Origin of the sequence: Streptomyces sp. NPDC048370 (genome assembly GCF_043200825.1) — a bacterium.
GTDB lineage: Bacteria > Actinomycetota > Actinomycetes > Streptomycetales > Streptomycetaceae > Streptomyces.
In genome coordinates, this window is the sequence record NZ_JBICYI010000006.1 from 268,380 (window position 1) to 284,760 (window position 16,381).

Sequence of the window (16,381 nt, forward strand, 5' to 3'; positions counted from 1 at the left end):
ACGCTAAGGAACATGCCTGACCTGTCCCACGGCACCGCCGACGACGCCGCCGCCGTGAACGCGCTCCGCTCCGCCGTCATGCGCCTCAGTCGACGACTCAAGCACCAGCGTGTCGACGAGTCGCTGAGCCCGACCGAGATGTCGGTGCTCGGCACCCTGGCCCTGTGCGGCTCCGCCACCCCCGGTGAGCTGGCCCGCAAGGAGCACGTCCAGCCGCCGTCGATGACCCGCATCGTCGCGCTGCTCGAAGCCAAGGGACTGGTCCGGCTCGAGCCTCACCCCGACGACCGCAGGCAGAAGGTCGTCAGCCAGACCGAGCGGGCCGAAGCCATGCTCGAAGAGTCCCGCCGCAAGCGGAACGCCTGGCTGGCCACCCTCGCCGAAGGCCTGGACGAGGACGACTGGGCCAAGCTCCGCGCGGCCGCCCCCGTCCTGGAGAAGCTCGCCCACCTCTAGGGTCTTTCGTTTGGGTCAGGCCGGATGAGGGAGCGGGGTCTGGTGCCGTGCATCGCAAGGCGGAGGAGGGCGTCATGGCGGAGCCATGGCAACCGACGACAACGCGGCGAGGCGCGGTGCCAGGGCCCGCGAGCCCGGCATGATCCAAACGAGAGGCCCTAGATCCCTACGCCGAGGAGGCGACGCACTTTGAGTACGGGACCCGGAGCAGACTCCGCACCCGTCCACAAACCCGAGACCCACACCCGTGGACGGGGGGAAACCTTCTCCTCGCTCCGCATACGCAACTACCGGCTGTTCTTCACCGGTGCCATCGTCTCCAACACCGGCACCTGGATGGCCCGCATCACCCAGGACTGGCTGGTCCTGAGCCTCACCGGATCCGCCGCCGCGGTCGGCATCACCACGGCGCTGCAGTTCCTCCCGATGCTGCTCTTCGGTCTGTACGGCGGTGTCATCGCCGACCGCTACCCGAAGCGGCGCATCCTCCTCATCAGCCAGGCCGCCCTAGGCCTCTGCGGGCTCGCGCTCGCCGCCCTGACGCTCTCCGGCCACATCCAGGTCTGGCACGTCTACCTGGTCGCGTTCCTGCTCGGCATGGTCACCGTCGTCGACAACCCGACCCGGCAGTCCTTCGTCTCCGAGATGGTCGGCCCCGACCAGCTGCGCAACGCCGTCTCGCTGAACTCCGCGAACTTCCAGTCCGCCCGGCTCGTCGGCCCCGCCGTCGCCGGTCTGCTGATCGCCACGATCGGCAGCGGCTGGTCCTTCCTGCTCAACGGACTGTTCTTCCTCGCCCCGCTCACCGGCCTGCTGCTCATGCGCCCCGCCGAGTTCCACAAGGTGGAGCGCGCACCGCGCGGCAAGGGTCAGCTGAGAGAGGGGCTGCGGTACGTCGCCGGGCGGCCGGAGCTGATCTGGCCGATCGTCCTCGTCGGCTTCATCGGCACCTTCGGCTTCAACTTTCCGATCTGGCTCACCGCGTTCTCCGAGGAGATCTTCCACGTGGGCGCGGGGACGTACGGCTTCCTGAACACGCTCATGGCGGCCGGCTCGCTCGCGGGCGCGCTCCTCGCGGCGCGGCGCGGCTCCACGCGGCTGCGGACGCTGGTCGTCGCGGCGGTCGTGTTCGGCGTGCTGGAGATCGCGGCGGCGCTGTCGCCCGGCTTCTGGCTGTTCGCGCTGCTGCTCGTGCCGATCGGCATGTTCGGCCTCACGGTCAACATCACCGCCAACTCGGCCGTCCAGCTGGCGACGGACCCGGCGATGCGGGGCCGGGTCATGAGCCTCTACATGATGGTCTTCGCGGGCGGCACGCCGATCGGTGCGCCGCTGCTCGGCTGGATCACGGACACGTACGGCCCGAGGGTCGGCTTCGCGACGGGCGGACTGGTCTCGCTCGTGGCGGCCGGCGCGATCGGCCTGATCCTGGCCCGGGTCGGCGGCCTGAAGATGGACCTGGGCTGGCACCACGGCCACCCGCGGGTCCGCTTCGTGCCGCGGGAGAGACTGGCGACGGCCGCGTAGAGCACGTGGTGGGTGGCGGGACGAGCCCGCCACCCATGACGCGGGTCAGACCCGCTGCTCCAGCACCTGACCCGGCCAGTCGCCCACCGTGAAGGACTCCGTCCTCCTGAAGCCCTGGCGTTCGTAGTACTCCACGAGCCGGCCCTCGCTGCCCGCGAAGCAGTCGACGCGCAGCAGCGACAGGCCCTGGCGGCGGGTCTCCTCCACCGCGTGCGCGAGCAGCGCGGCGCCCACGCCACGGCCGTGGAAGCGCCCGTCGGTCGCCAGGATGTGGACGTACACCTCGGGCTCGTCCGCCGGTGCGACGTACGACGCCGGGTGCGGGGTCAGGGTCAGCGTGCCCGCCGGTACGCCGTCGATCTCGGCGATCCACGGGGTGCCCTCGCCCACGATCCTCTCGACGAGCTCCACCGCCTTCGGGCGGGCGGACCACGGTTCGGTGCCCCACTGGGCGGTGATGCCCTTGCCGTTCAGCCAGACGACGGCGCTGTCGAGCAGCGCGACTATCGCGGGGACGTCCTCCGCCCCGCCCTTCCTGATCGCGATCTCCATCCGGCCGAGCGTAGCCGCTGCCAGACTCGACCCATGAGGCTTTTCGCGGCCGTGCTGCCGCCCCGGGAGCAGCTGACCGAACTCGCCAGGGTCGTCGACCGCCTGGCCCACCTGCCCGGCGCCGATGGGCTGCGCTGGACCTCCCGGCCAGGCTGGCACTTCACGCTCGCGTTCATGGGCGAGGTCGACGACGAGCTGCTCCCCGACCTCCGCGCGCGGCTCGCCCGCGCCGCCCACCGCACGCGGCCGTTCGGCCTGCGTCTGCACGGCGGCGGCCACTTCGGCCGGGCGGTGCTGTGGACGGGGGCCGCGGGGGACCTCGACGAGATGCGCCTGCTCGCCGAGCGCGCCGACGCCGCCGCCCGCCGCGCGGGCGTCCCGATGGACGAGCACCGCCGCTACCAGGCCCACCTGACCGTCGGCCGCTCGCGCGACGGAGTCGACCTGCGGCCGTTCGTCGACGCGCTGACCCCGTTCGAGGGCACCCGCTGGCAGGTCTCCGAGCTGGCACTCGTCCGCAGCAACCTCCCGACCGGCGGTGTGCCGGGGGAGCAGCCGCGTTACGAGACGGTCGGCGCGTGGCCCCTGGGCGGGGCGGTGGAGCCTCCGGGTTAACCTCTTCGGGTGGACCCGAAGACCCGTAACCGGATCATGGCCGGTGTGCTCGTGCTGATGTTCGCGATCGTCGCGCTGTCGTCGGTGCTCGGGCAGTAGCAGTAGCAGTAGCGGTAGCAGGACCAGTACCGCCGAGCGCCCGACGACAGCTTCGTCGACGGATCCGACAGGTGATCCGTCGACGGTTCGATCGACAGCTCGATCGGCTGACTACCAGGCGAAGGCCTCCGGAGACGGACCCGGGCCCGGGAAGACCTCGTCGAGTGAGGTCAGCAGCTCGTCCGACAGCTCCAGCTCGACCGCCCGCAGGGCGCCCTCCAGCTGCTCCGCCGTGCGCGGGCCGACGATGGGGCCGGTGACCTGGGGGCGGGTGAGCAGCCAGGCGAGGCCCACCTCGCCCGGTTCGAGGCCGTGCTTCTCCAGCAGGTCCTCGTACGCCTGGATCTTCGCGCGCGCGGACGCGTCGGCGAGGACCTCCGCCGCTCGGCCGCTCGCGCGCCGGCCGCCCTCCTCCTGCTTCTTGATGACGCCGCCGAGGAGACCGCCGTGCAGCGGGGACCAGGGGATGACCCCGAGGCCGTACTCCTGCGCGGCCGGGAGCACCTCCATCTCGGCGCGCCGCTCGTACAGGTTGTAGAGGCACTGCTCGCTGACCAGGCCGACCATGCCGCGCCGGGCGGCGGCCTCGTTGGCCTGGGCGATCTTGTAGCCGGGGAAGTTGGAGGACGCGGCGTACAGGATCTTGCCCTGCTGGATCAGGACGTCGATCGCCTGCCAGATCTCCTCGAAGGGGGTCAGGCGGTCGATGTGGTGGAACTGGTAGACGTCGATGTAGTCGGTGCCGAGCCGCTTGAGGGAGGCGTCGACGGCGCGGCGGATGTTCAGGGCGGAGAGCTTGTCCTCGTTGGGCCAGGTGTCGTCCTCGCGGGACATGGAGCCGTAGACCTTGGTGGCGAGGACGGTCTTCTCCCGGCGGCCGCCGCCCTGGGCGAACCAGCTGCCGATGATCTCCTCGGTGCGGCCCTTGTTCTCGCCCCAGCCGTAGACGTTGGCGGTGTCGAAGAAGTTGACGCCGGCGGCGAGCGCGGCGTCCATGATCGCGTGGCTGTCGGCCTCGTCCGTCTGCGGGCCGAAGTTCATCGTGCCGAGGACGAGTCGGCTGACCTTGAGTCCGGTGCGTCCGAGCTGCGTGTACTTCATGGTCCCCAAGCCAAGCCCTTGGAGCGCGCTTCAGGCAAGAGGGTTCTGCGGAACGCTTGTTGGGTTCACGCGCCCGTTGCACGCGCCTGTCGTGCGTGCCTCTCGCGTACGCGCGTCCGTCGCGCTCACGCGCCGCCGAGTGCCGTGCTCACGCGCCGCCGAGCCAGCTCGTGGCGTCGAGGCGGTAGGTGGTCTCGGGCGGGACGACCTGGCGGAGGGCGGTCTCCATGTCCCGTACGCGGTCGGCGCCCAGGGTCTTCGTCCATTCCGCGCGCAGGTCGTCGAAGATCGCGGCCGAGCGGGCGAGGGCGTCGAGGCCGTGCGGGGTGAGGCGGACGAGCTTGCGGCGGGCGTCGGCGGGGTCGTCGGCGCGTTCGGCGTAGCCGACGGCGAGGATGCGGTCGACGGTCTTGCCCGCGGCCTGCTTGGAGACGCCGAGGTGGCGGCCGATGTCGCTGGCGGTCGCGCCCCGGGGGCCGCCGGCGGCGACGGCCTGGAGGGCGAAGCCGTGCGCGGGGCGGAGGTCGGGGTGGCCCTGGCGGGCGAGTTCGGCGTGGAGCCGGTCGATGAGGGTGCGGAAGCCGGCGAAGAGGAGGAGCGGGAGCTCGAACCCCGGCACGGATTCCCCCTTGCGGTTATCGACAACCTGGTTTACGTTTCTCGCCTCAGCATGGTCAACCATGTTGTCGATTCTACTCCGCTCTCGACTTCCCTTCCTCTTCCAGGAGCTGCCTTGTTCGTCGATCACACCGTAGAGACCGCCCCCGCCGGGTCCCGCCGCTCCATGGAGCGCGTGGCCGGTGCCTGGGGTCACCTGCCGCAGGCCGTGGCCCGCATGGCGGAGTCCCCGCACGCGCTGGACGGCTTCCTGAAGCTGAGCGCGATGTTCGAGGACACGACGCTCGACCCGCACTCGCGCGAGACGGTGATCCTGACGGTCGCCGTACGGAACCAGTGCCACATCTGCATCCAGCTGCACGAGGCGAAGCTGGCCAAGCTCGGCCCGGTCGCCGACCCCGAACGGCTGGAGGCGATACGGCAGTTCACGCACCAGGTCCTCGCCGCTTCCGGAGCTGTGAGCGACGAGGATCTGGAGACGTTCTTCGGTTTCGGCTACACCCGCCAGAACGCCCTGGAGGTCGTCCTCGGCATCGGCGCCTACACGCTGTCGACCCTGGCGAACCGGCTGACCCGTTCGGCGTGAGCGTCACCGCGGACCCGGTCAGACGAGGGTGACCGCGGCGAGGGCCAGGGCCGAGCCCCCGAAGATGATCGCGTGGCGGATGTTCTGCTGGATCCGGACCCAGCCGGGGAAGGCGTTCTCGGCGGCCCTGAGGAAGGCGGGGACGTCGATGCGGGTCAGCTCGGGGTCGCCCTTGCGCTCGAAGGCCGTACGGACGGAGGAGACGGCGGTGAGGTTGCTGAGGAGGATCAGGCCGTTCATGACGATGACGAGCGACTGGAAGATCCAGGTCAGCGTCTGACCCCAGCCGCTGCCGGCGAAGTTGAGGGCGGCGATCGTGATCATGACCGCGGCGACGGAGGCCGGGGCCCACGTCTCGTGGCCGCTCGCGTCGAACTTGATGTCGTTCTCGGCGAGGACGCCGGGCCGGATGCCCTGGCGGTCCAGCTCGCGGTCGGCGGCGATCGTGGCGGCGGGGCCGAAGCGGGCGCGGACGATCGGGATGCTGACGAAGGCGAGGGCGATGAGGATCTGCATGACGGCGGCGAGGTCGGCGTTCATCGGGATCTTCTCCTGGGGTTCGGTGTCGTCGTCCCCTGACGAGAAGGACGATGCCGAACCGCGCTGACACCCGACCCACCTGCGGCTGACAGCCTCGCACGGGGTCTGTCAGCGCGCCCGACGCACTGTCAGCGGGCCTCCGTACGCGCTCCGTACGGGGCGCCGAGCCCCCACGCCTGGTGCATCGCCGAGGCGAAGGCGGCCGCCAGTTTGTGCTCGCCGGAGGGGCCGGGGTGCGTGCCGTCGTAGGTGTCCGTGTCGAGGTCGTACGTGACCGGTGTCGTCGCGAGGAGCAGCGGCGATGCGGCCGTGTCCAGGTCGGCCACGGCCTTCGCGAGCAGCTCGTTGAAGCGCTCGCACTCGGCGGCGAAGGGCGCGTCGTACGTGGCCCGGACGTTCGGGATGACCGGCATGACGACGAACCGGACGCGCGGGTTCGCGGCGCGGGCGGCCTCGACGAAGGCGCGGACGTTGTCGGCGGTCTGGGAGCTGTTGGTGTAGAAGCCGAGGTCTATCAGGCCGAGCGAGACCAGGAGCACGTCCGCCCCGGTCGCCGTCACGGTCTCGCCGATGAGCGGCGCCATGTGCAGCCACCCCTCGCCCCAGCCGGCCAGATGCCGGCGGGCGGGTGCGGGGAAGTCCGGGTCGGCGTAAGCGTGCGAGAGGGGCGCGTCGGCGCCGGAGTCGTACAGCTCGGTGCGCGGGCCGACGATCTCGTACCGCCCTGGCAGCGCGGCTTCGAGGTGCTGCCACATCCGGAAGCGCCAGGTGTGGTCGCCGGCCTGTCCGATGGTGCAGCTGTCGCCGACGAACATGAAACGCATGGTCACATCATCGCGGAGCCCGCCCGACACCTGCGACGTGATCCCGGCCACCCCCGTACGGACCACTTCGTGCTCGGCCGCCCCGCCGGTCCATGTGCTCCCCGGCCACCCCCGTACGGCCACCCCCGTACGGCCACCTCGCACCGTCCACCGCGCGCGCGAAGCGGGCATGGCAGGCTGGAGGGCATGCGATCTTTCCTGGGTGTTGTCGGTGGCGCGGCGCTGGTCCTGGCCCTGGCGGCCGCCCCCGCCGGGGCCGCCGAGGGGGCGGATCAGGACTTCACGATCCAGGACTCCCGGATCAAGGAGTCCAGCGGCATCGCCGCCAGCCACGCGCACCCGGGCATCTACTGGACGCACAACGACCAGGACGCCCCGCTGATCTATGGCGTCGACTCCCGCACCGGCGATACCGTCGCGACGCTCACCATGAAGGGCGTCGGCACGCCCCGCGACATGGAGGCCATCTCCGTCGGTCCGGACGGTGACATCTACGTCGGCGACATCGGCGACAACAAGGACGGCACCTGGGACCACGTCTGGATCTACCGCTTCCCCGAGCCGAAGCAGCTCAGGAACCAGACGGTCACGGCGAAGCAGTACGACGTGAAGTACGCCGACGGGCCGCGCAACGCCGAGGCCCTGATGGTCCATCCGAAGACCGGCCGGGTCTACATCGCCAGCAAGAACGAGAACACCGGCGGGCTGTACGCGGGCCCGGAGCGGCTCTCGACCTCCGGTACGAACGTCTTCCGGCGCATCGGCGACGTGCCGTGGGTGACCGACGGGGCGTTCTCGCCGGACGGCGAACGGCTCCTGCTGCGCGGCTACTTCAGCGCCAAGGAGTACGCGTGGAAGGACGGCCGCCTCGACGGTGACGGCAGGAGCGTGGGGGCGCCCTTCCAGGGGCAGGCGGAGTCGGCGACGTACACGACGGACGGCGCGGCGATGATGTTCGGCTCCGAGGGGCTGAACAGCGGTGTCGTCCGGGTGGACCGGCCCGAGGCCGAACGCCCCTCGGAGAAGGCCCCCGGCGCGTCGCCGACGAAGGATTCGGGCGGCGCGACCGGCGGCACCCCCGAGGAGCGGGGGAACTTCACCCTCGGCGTGATCGTCCTGGGCACCGCGACCGCCCTGGTCATCGGCGGGAAGCGCCTCCTGCGCCGCCGCTGACGTCGTTGTCGCTGTTGTCGCCGTTGTCGCCGTTCGAGCGGCTGACCAGCGTCTCCAGGCCGTCGAGGAGGCGGTCGAGTCCGAACGTGAAGTGGTCGAACTCGCGGGCGAAGGTGTCGTCGGCGAGCGCCGCCATGTGCGGGTAGTCGCCCGAGGCCATCGCCCGCTCCAGGAAGGGCTGTTGCCCCGTCCAGAACTCCTCGTCGCTGACGCCCGTCTCCTTCGCCGCCTCGGCGGCCTGGATCTCCATCCGCGCGATGCCCGTGACATAGCTCTGCACGGTGATGATCACCCCGATCGTCTCGGGGTCGCTCAGCCCCATCCCGTGCGGTCCCTTCAGGCCCGAGAGGCAGAGTTCGAGACCGCGCACCGCGCTCGGGCCGAGGACCGAGCGGGCCTGGTTGACGCGGAGCAGCCAGGGGTGGGCCTGGTAGAGCTCGCGGTAGGAGCGTGCGAGCTGCGTGACCGTGTCGCGCCAGTGGGTGGGGACCTGCGGGTCGTCCTCGAATGACTCGCCCTGCACGCGGTCGAGCATCAGGTCGAGCAGCTCGGTCTTGCCGGGGACGTACCGGTAGAGCGACATCGTCCCGACGCCGAGCTCCGTCGCCACGCGTCGCATGGAGACGGCGTCGAGCCCCTCCGCGTCGGCGACGCCGACGGCGGCCGTGACGATCCGGTCGAGGGTGAGGCCCGGCTTGGGGCCGCGGCTGGGGCGTTCGCCCGTGCCCCAGAGGAGATCCAGGCTGCTGCTCGTCGTCGCGTCCTTCATGGGCTCACCTTAAAACTGAGTACACCGTACTCTGAATCGGGTACGGTGTACTCAGTTTCGCTGAGCGGAGGTTTCCATGTACGAACACGCGGTCCTCGTCGAGGGCCTGCGCAAGCGCTACGGCAAGGGCGCGAGCGGGAAGGGCGCGAGCGGGAAGGGCGCCAGCGGGAAGGGCGGAAGCGGGAAGGGCGCGAGCGGGAAGGGCGGAAGCGGCAGAGGCGGGAGCAGTGGCAGCCGCGGGAGTGGCAGCACCTTCGCCCTCGACGGCTTCGACCTCGCCGTCCGCCCCGGTACGGTCCACGGCCTCCTCGGGCCCAACGGAGCGGGGAAGACCACCGCCGTACGTGTCCTCGCCACGCTCCTGAAGGCGGACGGCGGCCGTGCCGAGGTCGCCGGGATCGACGTCGCCCGCGACCCGCGCGCCGTCCGTACCCGCATCGGTCTCGCCGGGCAGTACGCCGCCGTGGACGAGGGCATCAGCGGCCGGCAGAACCTGGAGCTGTTCGGCCGCCTCTTCCACCTGGGCGCCCGCCGGGCCCGGGCCCGCGCCGTCGAACTCCTCGACCGCTTCCAGCTCACCGAGGCCGCCGACCGGGACGCGAGCACCTACAGCGGCGGGATGCGCCGCCGCCTCGACCTGGCGGCCTCGATGATCCTCGCGCCCGACGTGCTCTTCCTGGACGAGCCGACCACGGGCCTCGACCCGCGCGGCCGGGGCGAGGTCTGGGACGCCGTCCGTGCCCTGGTCGCGGGCGGTACGACCGTGCTGCTCACCACCCAGTACCTGGACGAGGCCGACCGGCTCGCCTCCCGGATCACCGTCATGGACCGGGGCCGCGCGATCGCCGACGACACCCCCGACGGGCTGAAGGACCGGGTCGGCGGCGACCGGATCGAGGTCGTCGTCGCCGGGCCCGCCGACCTCGCCGCCGCCCGCGCGATCGTCGCCAGGGTCGCCGCCGGCACCCCGGCGGTGGACGAGGCCGAGCGCCGCGTCCACGCCCCGGTCACCGACCGGGTCGCGGCCCTGACCGAGGTCGCCAGGAGCCTCCAGGACGAACGGATCGCGGCCGATGACATCGGCCTGCGCCGCCCCAGCCTGGATGACGTGTTCCTGTCCCTGACGGGCCGCAGCACGGACCGCACCGACATCACCTCCGCGGCCGGCACCACCGACACCGCCCGCACCCCTCAAGGAGCTGCCGCATGACCGCCGTCGACATCTCCCTCGCGCCGCACCACGGGCGCGCGTACTGGGCCGTCGTCGACTCCTGGAGCGTCGTCCGCCGCACGCTGCTCCACTTCCGCCGCCACCCCGTCACCCTCGTCTGGATGCTCGGCTTCCCGATCGTCTCCGTCCTCCTCTACGGATTCGTCTTCGGCAACGCGATGCGGGTCCCGGGCCAGGGCGACTACCGGGAGTTCCTGATGCCCGGCATGTTCGCCACGACGATGGCCTTCGGCTTCATGAGCACCGCCACCGCCGTCGTCACCGACAGCGGCAAGGGCGTGGTGGACCGCTTCCGCTCCATGCCGATGGCGCCCTCGGCCGTCACCACCGGCCGGGCCGTCGCCGACCTCCTGGTCGCCACCGCCGAACTCACCATCCTCGCCGCGACCGCCCTCGCCATCGGCTGGACCTCCGACGGCGGCCTCGGACCGACCCTGGGCGGCTTCGGGCTGCTGCTGTTCCTGCGCTTCAGCCTGATCTGGGTGGGCGTGTGGTGCGGGCTCGTCCTCCCCAACACCGAGGCGGCGGGCGCGCTGTACGCCGTGATCTTCCCGCTCACCATGGTCTCCAGCGTCTACGTCGCCCCGACCCTGATGCCCTCGTGGCTGGCGCCGGTCGCCGCCTGGAACCCGATCTCCTCGACCGTCACCGCGACCCGCGAACTCTTCGGGAACCCGGGCGCGGGCGGCGCGAGCTGGGTGGAGCAGAACGCGGTCCTGATGGCGTTCGTCTGGCCGCTGGTCATCACGGCGGTCTTCCTGCCGCTGGCGGTCCGCAGGTTCCAGCGGCTCAGCAGGTGAGCCTCGCGTCCTGGGCCGAGACTGGAAGGAGGACCGGAAACGACGAGGCGTGGAGGGATCATGACGGGTTTCACCCGCGAGGGCACCCCCGTCGCCATGGAAGGCGGCGGCCTGGACTTCCGGATGCAGGAGGCAGGAGGGGACATGACCGTCGCCTTCATCCACCTCCCCAAGGGCACCGACATGGCGCCCGCGCTCAAGGGCCTGGAGGGCGATCTGTGCCAGTGCCCGCACTGGGGATACCTGCTCAAGGGCCGGATCAGGATGCGGACCGCGTCGGGTGAGGAGATCTACGAGGCCGGGCAGGCCTACTACTGGTCACCCGGGCACGCTCCCGAGGCCCTGGAGGACGTCGACGTCGTGGAGTTCTCGCCGACGGCCGAGTTCAACGCGGTGATCGACCACGTGAAGGCCCAGGCGGGGTGAGCGCGGAACGGGTGAGCGCGGAACGTTGAACGCGGAACGTACGAGGGCCCACCATCGACGAACGCGGAACGCACGAGGGCCCGGCATCGACCATGCCCGATGCCGGGCCCTCGTACGTAAGGCGAAAAGGCGTTACAGCTTCTCGATCACGTAGTCGACGCAGGCCGTCAGGGCCCGCACGTCCGCCGGGTCGATCGCCGGGAACATCGCGATCCGCAGCTGGTTGCGGCCCAGCTTGCGGTACGGCTCGGTGTCCACGATGCCGTTGGCGCGCAGCACCTTGGCGACCGCCGCCGCGTCGATCTCGTCCGCGAAGTCGATCGTGCCGATGACCTGCGAGCGCTTCGCCGCGTCCGTCACGAACGGCGTCGCGTACTTGGACTCCTCGGCCCAGGTGTACAGCGCCTGCGAGGACTCCTTCGTCCGCGCCACGGCCCAGTCCAGACCGCCCTGGCCGTTGATCCACTTCAGCTGCTCGTTGAGCAGGAAGAGGGTGGAGAGCGCCGGGGTGTTGTACGTCTGGTTCTTCAGCGAGTTGTCGATCGCCGTCGGGAGCGAGAAGAACTCCGGGATGTGCCGGCCGGACGCGTGGATGCGGGCCGCGCGCTCCAGGGCCGCCGGGGAGAAGGCGGCCAGCCACAGGCCACCTTCGGCGGCGAAGGACTTCTGCGGGGCGAAGTAGTAGACGTCGGACTCGGCGATGTCGACCGGCAGGCCGCCCGCGCCGGAGGTCGCGTCGACCAGGACGAGCGCGCCCTCGTCGGCGCCCGCGACCCGCTTGACCGGGGCCGCGACACCCGTGGAGGTCTCGTTGTGCGTGTACGCGTACACGTCGACGCCCGCCTCGGCCACCGGCTCCGGGTGGGTGCCCGGGTCGGAGGAGATCACGGTCGGCTCGGCCAGCCACGGGGCCAGCTTCGCGGCCTTCGCGAACTTGGAGGAGAACTCGCCGAACGTCAGGTGCTGCGACTTCGACTCGATGAGCCCGTGGGTCGCGATGTCCCAGAAGGCGGTGGAGCCGCCGTTGCCCAGGATCACCTCGTAGCCCTCGGGCAGCGAGAAGAGGTCGCGCACGCCGGCCCGTACCTCGCCGACCAGGTTCTTGACCGGAGCCTGGCGGTGGGACGTGCCGAGCAGGGAGGTGCCGGTGGCGGCCAGGGCGTCCAGCGCCTCCGTACGCACCTTGGAGGGGCCCGCGCCGAAACGGCCGTCGGCGGGCTTGATGTCAGCGGGAATCTGGATCTCAGCCACGGGCGGAGCGTATCGGGTCGGACAGCACACGGCTGACGATGTCCGCCGGATGAGACGCCTGGTGAGACATCCTGACCTTGTGCGAAAACACCACGAGCGGTCCGAGCTTGAGGCGGCGCTGCGCGCGGCCGTGGCGGGAGACGTCGACTTCGGCGCCACGGCGAGGGCCCTGACGACGATGGACGCGTCCAACTACCGCCGGGTGCCGACGGGTGTGGTCGCACCCAGGGACGCGGCCGACGTGGCGGCGGCGCTCGCCGTCTGCCGGGCGCGGGGGGTTCCGGTCGTGGCGCGGGGCGGCGGCACGTCGATCGCGGGGCAGGCGACCGGGACGGGCGTCGTGCTCGACTTCACCCGCCACATGCGCGCGGTCGTCTCCCTCGACCACGAGGCGCGGACGGCGGTCGTGCAGCCGGGGCTCGTCCTGGACCGGCTGCGGGACGCGGTGCGCCCGTACGGGCTGACCTTCGGCCCCGATCCGTCCACGCACAGCCGCTGCACCCTCGGCGGCATGATCGGCAACAACGCGTGCGGCGCGCACTCGGTGGCGTGGGGCACGACGGCCGACAACGTGCTCGGTATGGACGTCCGGACGTACGGGGGCGAAGGGCTCCGTCTCGGGCGGGAGTGGCAGGGCGCGCCCGCGGGGCTGCGGGAGCTGGTGGACCGGAACCTGGCGCTGCTGCGGACCGGGTACCCGGAGGGGCTGCCGCGCCGGATCTCCGGCTACGCCCTGGACGCGCTGCTGCCGGAGCGCGGCGGGGACGTGGCCCGGCTGCTCTGCGGGAGCGAGGGGACGCTGGGGGTGGTGACGGAGGCGACCGTACGCCTCGTGCCGCTGCCCGCGGCGCCGGTGCTGGTGGTGCTCGGGTACGCGGACGAGAGCGCGGCGGCCGACGCGGTGGCGGGGCTGCTGCCGCGGGGGCCGCTGACGGTGGAGGGGATGGCGGCGGACCTCGTGCGGGGCGCGGACGCTTCGGGGCTGCCGCGCGGGGGCGCGTGGCTGTTCGTGGAGGTGGACGGGGAGGGCGCGGCGCGGGAGCTGGTGGGTGCGGCGGACGCGCTGGACGCGTCGGTCGTGGAGGATCCGGCCGGGCAACGGGCGCTGTGGCGGATCAGGGAGGACGCGGCGGGGACGGCGACGCGGATGCCGGACGGGGTGGAGGCCTGGCCCGGGTGGGAGGACTGCGCGGTGCCGCCGGCGCGGCTGGGTTCGTACCTGCGCGGGTTCCGCGCGCTGTTGACGGAGTACGGCCTGCGGGGGACTCCGTACGGCCACTTCGGCGACGGCTGCGTGCACGTCCGTATCGACTTCGACCTCTACTCGGCGGCGGGGGTGGGGCGTTTCCGGGAGTTCTCGGAGGCGGTGGCGGAGCTGGTGGTGGCGCACGGGGGCTCGCTGTCGGGGGAGCACGGGGACGGGCAGGCGCGGGCGGAGCTGCTGCCGAGGATGTACGGCTCCGAGCTTGTGGGTCTTTTCGGCGAGGTGAAGGACCTGTGGGACCCGGAGGGGGGCCTGAACCCGGGGATGCTGGTGCGGCCGAGGCCGCTGGACGAGGGCTTGCGGTTCACGAACCTGCCGGTGGAGGCGCGGGAGGTCGCCCGCTGTGTCGGGGTGGCGAAGTGCCGGGTGGAGGGGCCGACGTCGGGGCCCGGGGTGATGTGTCCTTCGTACCGGGCGACGGGGGAGGAGCAGCACTCGACGCGGGGGCGGGCGCGGCTGCTGCACGAGATGGCGCTCGGTGAGGTGATCACGGACGGCTGGCGCTCGGAGGAGGTACGGGAGGCGCTCGACCTGTGCCTTTCGTGCAAGGGGTGCCGGAGCGACTGTCCGGTGGGCGTGGACATGGCCACGTACAAGGCGCACTTCCTTGACCGGCACTACGCGGGGCGGCGGCGGCCGTGGTCGCACGTGACGATGGGGCGCCTGCCGGAGTGGCTGCGGCTGTTCGGCCCGGCGCTGAACCTGGCGAGGGTCTTCCCTTCCCGTTTCGCGGGGGTCGCTCCGGAGCGGGAGCTGCCGATGGTGGCGTCGCGGACGTTCGTGTCGTGGTTCGGGACGCGGCTCGAGACGGCGTCGGACGTGTGGCTGTGGCCGGACACGTTCACGAACCACCTGGCGCCGCAGGTGGGCCGGTCGGCGGTGCGGGTCCTTGAGGCGGCGGGGGTACGGGTGGGGCTGCCGCCGGGGCGGGTGTGCTGCGGGCTCACGTATGTGTCGACGGGGCAGTTGGACCGGGCGCGGAAGGTGATGCGCGGGACGCTGGACGTGCTGGAGTCGGCGCCGGAGCATCCGGTGGTGGTCCTGGAGCCCTCGTGCGCGGCGACGTTGCGGACGGACCTGCCGGAGCTGCTGCCGGACGATCCGAGGGCGGCGCGCGTGGCGGCCTCGGTCCGGACGTTCGCGCAGGCCCTGGAGGAGTTCGCCCCGGCGTGGGAGCCGCCGCGCCTGGACCACCCGGTGGCCGGCCAGACCCACTGCCACCAGCACGCGGTCCTCGGTGACGAGGCCGAACGCCGCCTGCGCGAACGCGCGGGCCTGACGGGCGACCTGAGCGGCGGCTGCTGCGGCCTCGCGGGCAACTTCGGCTTCGAACCGGGCCACTACGAGGTCTCGGTGGCCTGCGCGGAGGACCAGCTTCTGCCGTCCCTCCGGGCGGCCGACGACACGGCGGTCCTCCTGGCGGACGGCTTCTCCTGCCGCACCCAGATCAGCCACCTCGCGGGGCGGGATGCCCGGCATGTGGCGGAGGTCCTGGCGGAGGCGCTGGCGGAGGGGCAGGGGGAGGAGGTTGTCGGCTAGGTACTGGAGGAACTGAACGTACTGAACGTACTGAAGGTACGGCGGTAGGTGCGGGGCGGGACGCCACGGCGGCGGACGAACTGCTCGCGCAGGACGGCGGCGCTGCCGTAGCCGACGAGACGGGCGATCTCCTCGACCGGGAGGTCGGTCGTCTCCAGGAGCTCCTCCGCCCGGCCGAGCCGCAGGCCGAGGACCCAGGCGTGCGGAGTGGTCCCGGTGGCGGCGGCGAAACGGCGGGCGAAGGAGCGGCGGCTCATCAGGGCGCGGCGGGCCAACTCGGCGACGGGCAGCGGCTCGTGGAGGTGCTCGCGGGCCCAGGCGAGGACGCCGGCGAGGCGTTCGTCCTCGCCGTCCTCGGGGACGGGGGCGGTGACGTACTGGGCTTGGCCGCCGTCGCGGTGCGGCGGCAGGACGAGGTCGCGGGCGAGCGTGTTCGCGGCGGCGGCCCCGTACTCGCGGCGCAGCAGGTGCATGCAGAGGTCGAAGCCGGCGGCGGCGCCGGCACCCGTGAGGATCCGGCCCTCGTCGACGTAGAGGGCGTCCGCTTCGACGGTGACGGACGGGTGGCGGCGGGCGAGGAGCTCGGCGAACCGCCAGTGGGTGGTGGCCCGCAGCCCGTCGAGCAGCCCGGCCGCGGCGAGCGCGAACGTACCGACGCAGTGCGCCCCGACGAGCGCGCCGCGCGCGTGGGCGGCGCGGAGCGCGTCGAGGACGGGGGCGGGCGGCGGGGTGCGGAAGTCCGCCCAGGGGAGGGCGAGTACGAGATCGGCGGTGGCGAGCCGGTCGAGCCCGTGGGCGACGGTCAGCGGGACGCCGAGGTCGGTGGGGACCTGCCCGGGGCGGTCGGCGCAGAGCGCGAAGTCGAAGCGGGGGAGCCCGGCGGGGGGAGCGCCGAAGACCTCGGAGACGACACCGACGGCGAGCATGCCGACGCGGGGCGGGGTGTAGGCGGCGACGCTCAGGAACGGCGGCATGCGGGGAGTGTGGCACGTGGGCGGGGCGTGACGGTC

Annotated in this window: 17 protein-coding genes; 9 read left to right on the plus strand and 8 right to left on the minus strand. The window is 72.1% G+C overall.

Annotated elements, in window-relative coordinates; all coding sequences use genetic code 11:
- Positions 1–12: 12 nt before the first annotated feature.
- A complete protein-coding gene (locus ACGFYP_RS16285; RefSeq protein WP_361960704.1) occupies positions 13–456 on the plus strand; it encodes a MarR family transcriptional regulator in 444 nt (147 codons plus the stop codon).
- Between the two features lie 189 nt (positions 457–645).
- Positions 646–1,983 (plus strand): MFS transporter, encoded by a 1,338-nt coding sequence (locus ACGFYP_RS16290; RefSeq protein WP_393493057.1) that lies wholly within the window; start codon positions 646–648, stop codon positions 1,981–1,983.
- A gap of 45 nt (positions 1,984–2,028) precedes the next feature.
- Here ACGFYP_RS16290 and ACGFYP_RS16295 read toward each other — a convergent pair whose 3' ends face one another.
- Entirely contained in the window at positions 2,029–2,535 is a 507-nt protein-coding gene (locus tag ACGFYP_RS16295; protein ID WP_393493060.1) for a GNAT family N-acetyltransferase, read from the minus strand.
- A gap of 33 nt (positions 2,536–2,568) precedes the next feature.
- Here ACGFYP_RS16295 and thpR point away from each other — a divergent pair, with 33 nt between their 5' ends.
- The gene (gene thpR / locus ACGFYP_RS16300) at positions 2,569–3,150 is read left to right on the plus strand and encodes an RNA 2',3'-cyclic phosphodiesterase (RefSeq protein WP_393493064.1); all 582 of its coding nucleotides are present in this window, start codon (positions 2,569–2,571) and stop codon (positions 3,148–3,150) included.
- Positions 3,151–3,360: 210 nt separating this feature from the next.
- Here thpR and ACGFYP_RS16305 read toward each other — a convergent pair whose 3' ends face one another.
- Positions 3,361–4,350 carry an aldo/keto reductase gene (locus tag ACGFYP_RS16305; RefSeq protein ID WP_361960712.1) on the minus strand — a complete coding sequence of 330 codons (990 nt, stop codon included), beginning with the start codon at positions 4,348–4,350 and terminating at the stop codon, positions 3,361–3,363.
- Between the two features lie 148 nt (positions 4,351–4,498).
- Positions 4,499–5,032 carry a MarR family winged helix-turn-helix transcriptional regulator gene (locus ACGFYP_RS16310; protein WP_393493069.1) on the minus strand — a complete coding sequence of 178 codons (534 nt, stop codon included), beginning with the start codon at positions 5,030–5,032 and terminating at the stop codon, positions 4,499–4,501.
- A 51-nt stretch (positions 5,033–5,083) separates the two neighbouring features.
- Between ACGFYP_RS16310 and ACGFYP_RS16315 the strand changes: the two genes are divergently transcribed.
- Positions 5,084–5,554, plus strand: a complete 471-nt coding sequence (locus ACGFYP_RS16315) for a carboxymuconolactone decarboxylase family protein (RefSeq protein WP_393493072.1) — start codon at positions 5,084–5,086, stop codon at positions 5,552–5,554.
- Positions 5,555–5,572: 18 nt separating this feature from the next.
- On the opposite strand, the gene ACGFYP_RS16320 is transcribed toward ACGFYP_RS16315, so the two are convergent.
- Both ACGFYP_RS16320 and ACGFYP_RS16325 read right to left on the minus strand, forming a co-directional pair.
- On the minus strand, positions 5,573–6,094 hold the full coding sequence (locus ACGFYP_RS16320) for a hypothetical protein (RefSeq protein ID WP_393493075.1): 522 nt from the start codon (positions 6,092–6,094) through the stop codon (positions 5,573–5,575).
- 128 nt (positions 6,095–6,222) lie between these two features.
- Positions 6,223–6,918 (minus strand): GDSL-type esterase/lipase family protein, encoded by a 696-nt coding sequence (locus ACGFYP_RS16325; RefSeq protein WP_393493078.1) that lies wholly within the window; start codon positions 6,916–6,918, stop codon positions 6,223–6,225.
- 186 nt (positions 6,919–7,104) lie between these two features.
- Here ACGFYP_RS16325 and ACGFYP_RS16330 point away from each other — a divergent pair, with 186 nt between their 5' ends.
- Entirely contained in the window at positions 7,105–8,091 is a 987-nt protein-coding gene (locus ACGFYP_RS16330; RefSeq protein WP_393493081.1) for a WD40 repeat domain-containing protein, read from the plus strand.
- On the opposite strand, the gene ACGFYP_RS16335 is transcribed toward ACGFYP_RS16330, so the two are convergent.
- Positions 8,057–8,860 (minus strand): TetR/AcrR family transcriptional regulator, encoded by an 804-nt coding sequence (locus ACGFYP_RS16335; RefSeq protein WP_393493084.1) that lies wholly within the window; start codon positions 8,858–8,860, stop codon positions 8,057–8,059. The genes ACGFYP_RS16330 and ACGFYP_RS16335 overlap by 35 nt on opposite strands.
- Positions 8,861–8,936: 76 nt before the next feature.
- Here ACGFYP_RS16335 and ACGFYP_RS16340 point away from each other — a divergent pair, with 76 nt between their 5' ends.
- The 3 genes from ACGFYP_RS16340 to ACGFYP_RS16350 are packed head-to-tail and all read left to right on the plus strand — an operon-like array spanning position 8,937 to position 11,317.
- Entirely contained in the window at positions 8,937–10,070 is a 1,134-nt protein-coding gene (locus tag ACGFYP_RS16340; protein WP_393493088.1) for an ATP-binding cassette domain-containing protein, read from the plus strand.
- On the plus strand, positions 10,067–10,891 hold the full coding sequence (locus ACGFYP_RS16345; RefSeq protein ID WP_393493092.1) for an ABC transporter permease: 825 nt from the start codon (positions 10,067–10,069) through the stop codon (positions 10,889–10,891). Before ACGFYP_RS16340 ends, ACGFYP_RS16345 begins: the two co-directional genes overlap by 4 nt.
- A 60-nt stretch (positions 10,892–10,951) precedes the next feature.
- On the plus strand, positions 10,952–11,317 hold the full coding sequence (locus ACGFYP_RS16350) for a hypothetical protein (protein WP_393493095.1): 366 nt from the start codon (positions 10,952–10,954) through the stop codon (positions 11,315–11,317).
- Between the two features lie 132 nt (positions 11,318–11,449).
- Here ACGFYP_RS16350 and serC read toward each other — a convergent pair whose 3' ends face one another.
- Positions 11,450–12,568: a phosphoserine transaminase gene (gene serC / locus ACGFYP_RS16355; protein ID WP_393493098.1), complete on the minus strand. Its 1,119-nt coding sequence runs from the start codon at positions 12,566–12,568 to the stop codon at positions 11,450–11,452.
- Positions 12,569–12,617: 49 nt separating this feature from the next.
- Between serC and ACGFYP_RS16360 the strand changes: the two genes are divergently transcribed.
- Positions 12,618–15,371, plus strand: a complete 2,754-nt coding sequence (locus tag ACGFYP_RS16360; protein ID WP_393493100.1) for an FAD-binding and (Fe-S)-binding domain-containing protein — start codon at positions 12,618–12,620, stop codon at positions 15,369–15,371.
- Here the strand turns inward: ACGFYP_RS16360 and ACGFYP_RS16365 are convergent.
- Entirely contained in the window at positions 15,368–16,345 is a 978-nt protein-coding gene (locus ACGFYP_RS16365) for a GlxA family transcriptional regulator (RefSeq protein WP_393493103.1), read from the minus strand. The genes ACGFYP_RS16360 and ACGFYP_RS16365 overlap by 4 nt on opposite strands.
- Positions 16,346–16,381: the final 36 nt, after the last annotated feature.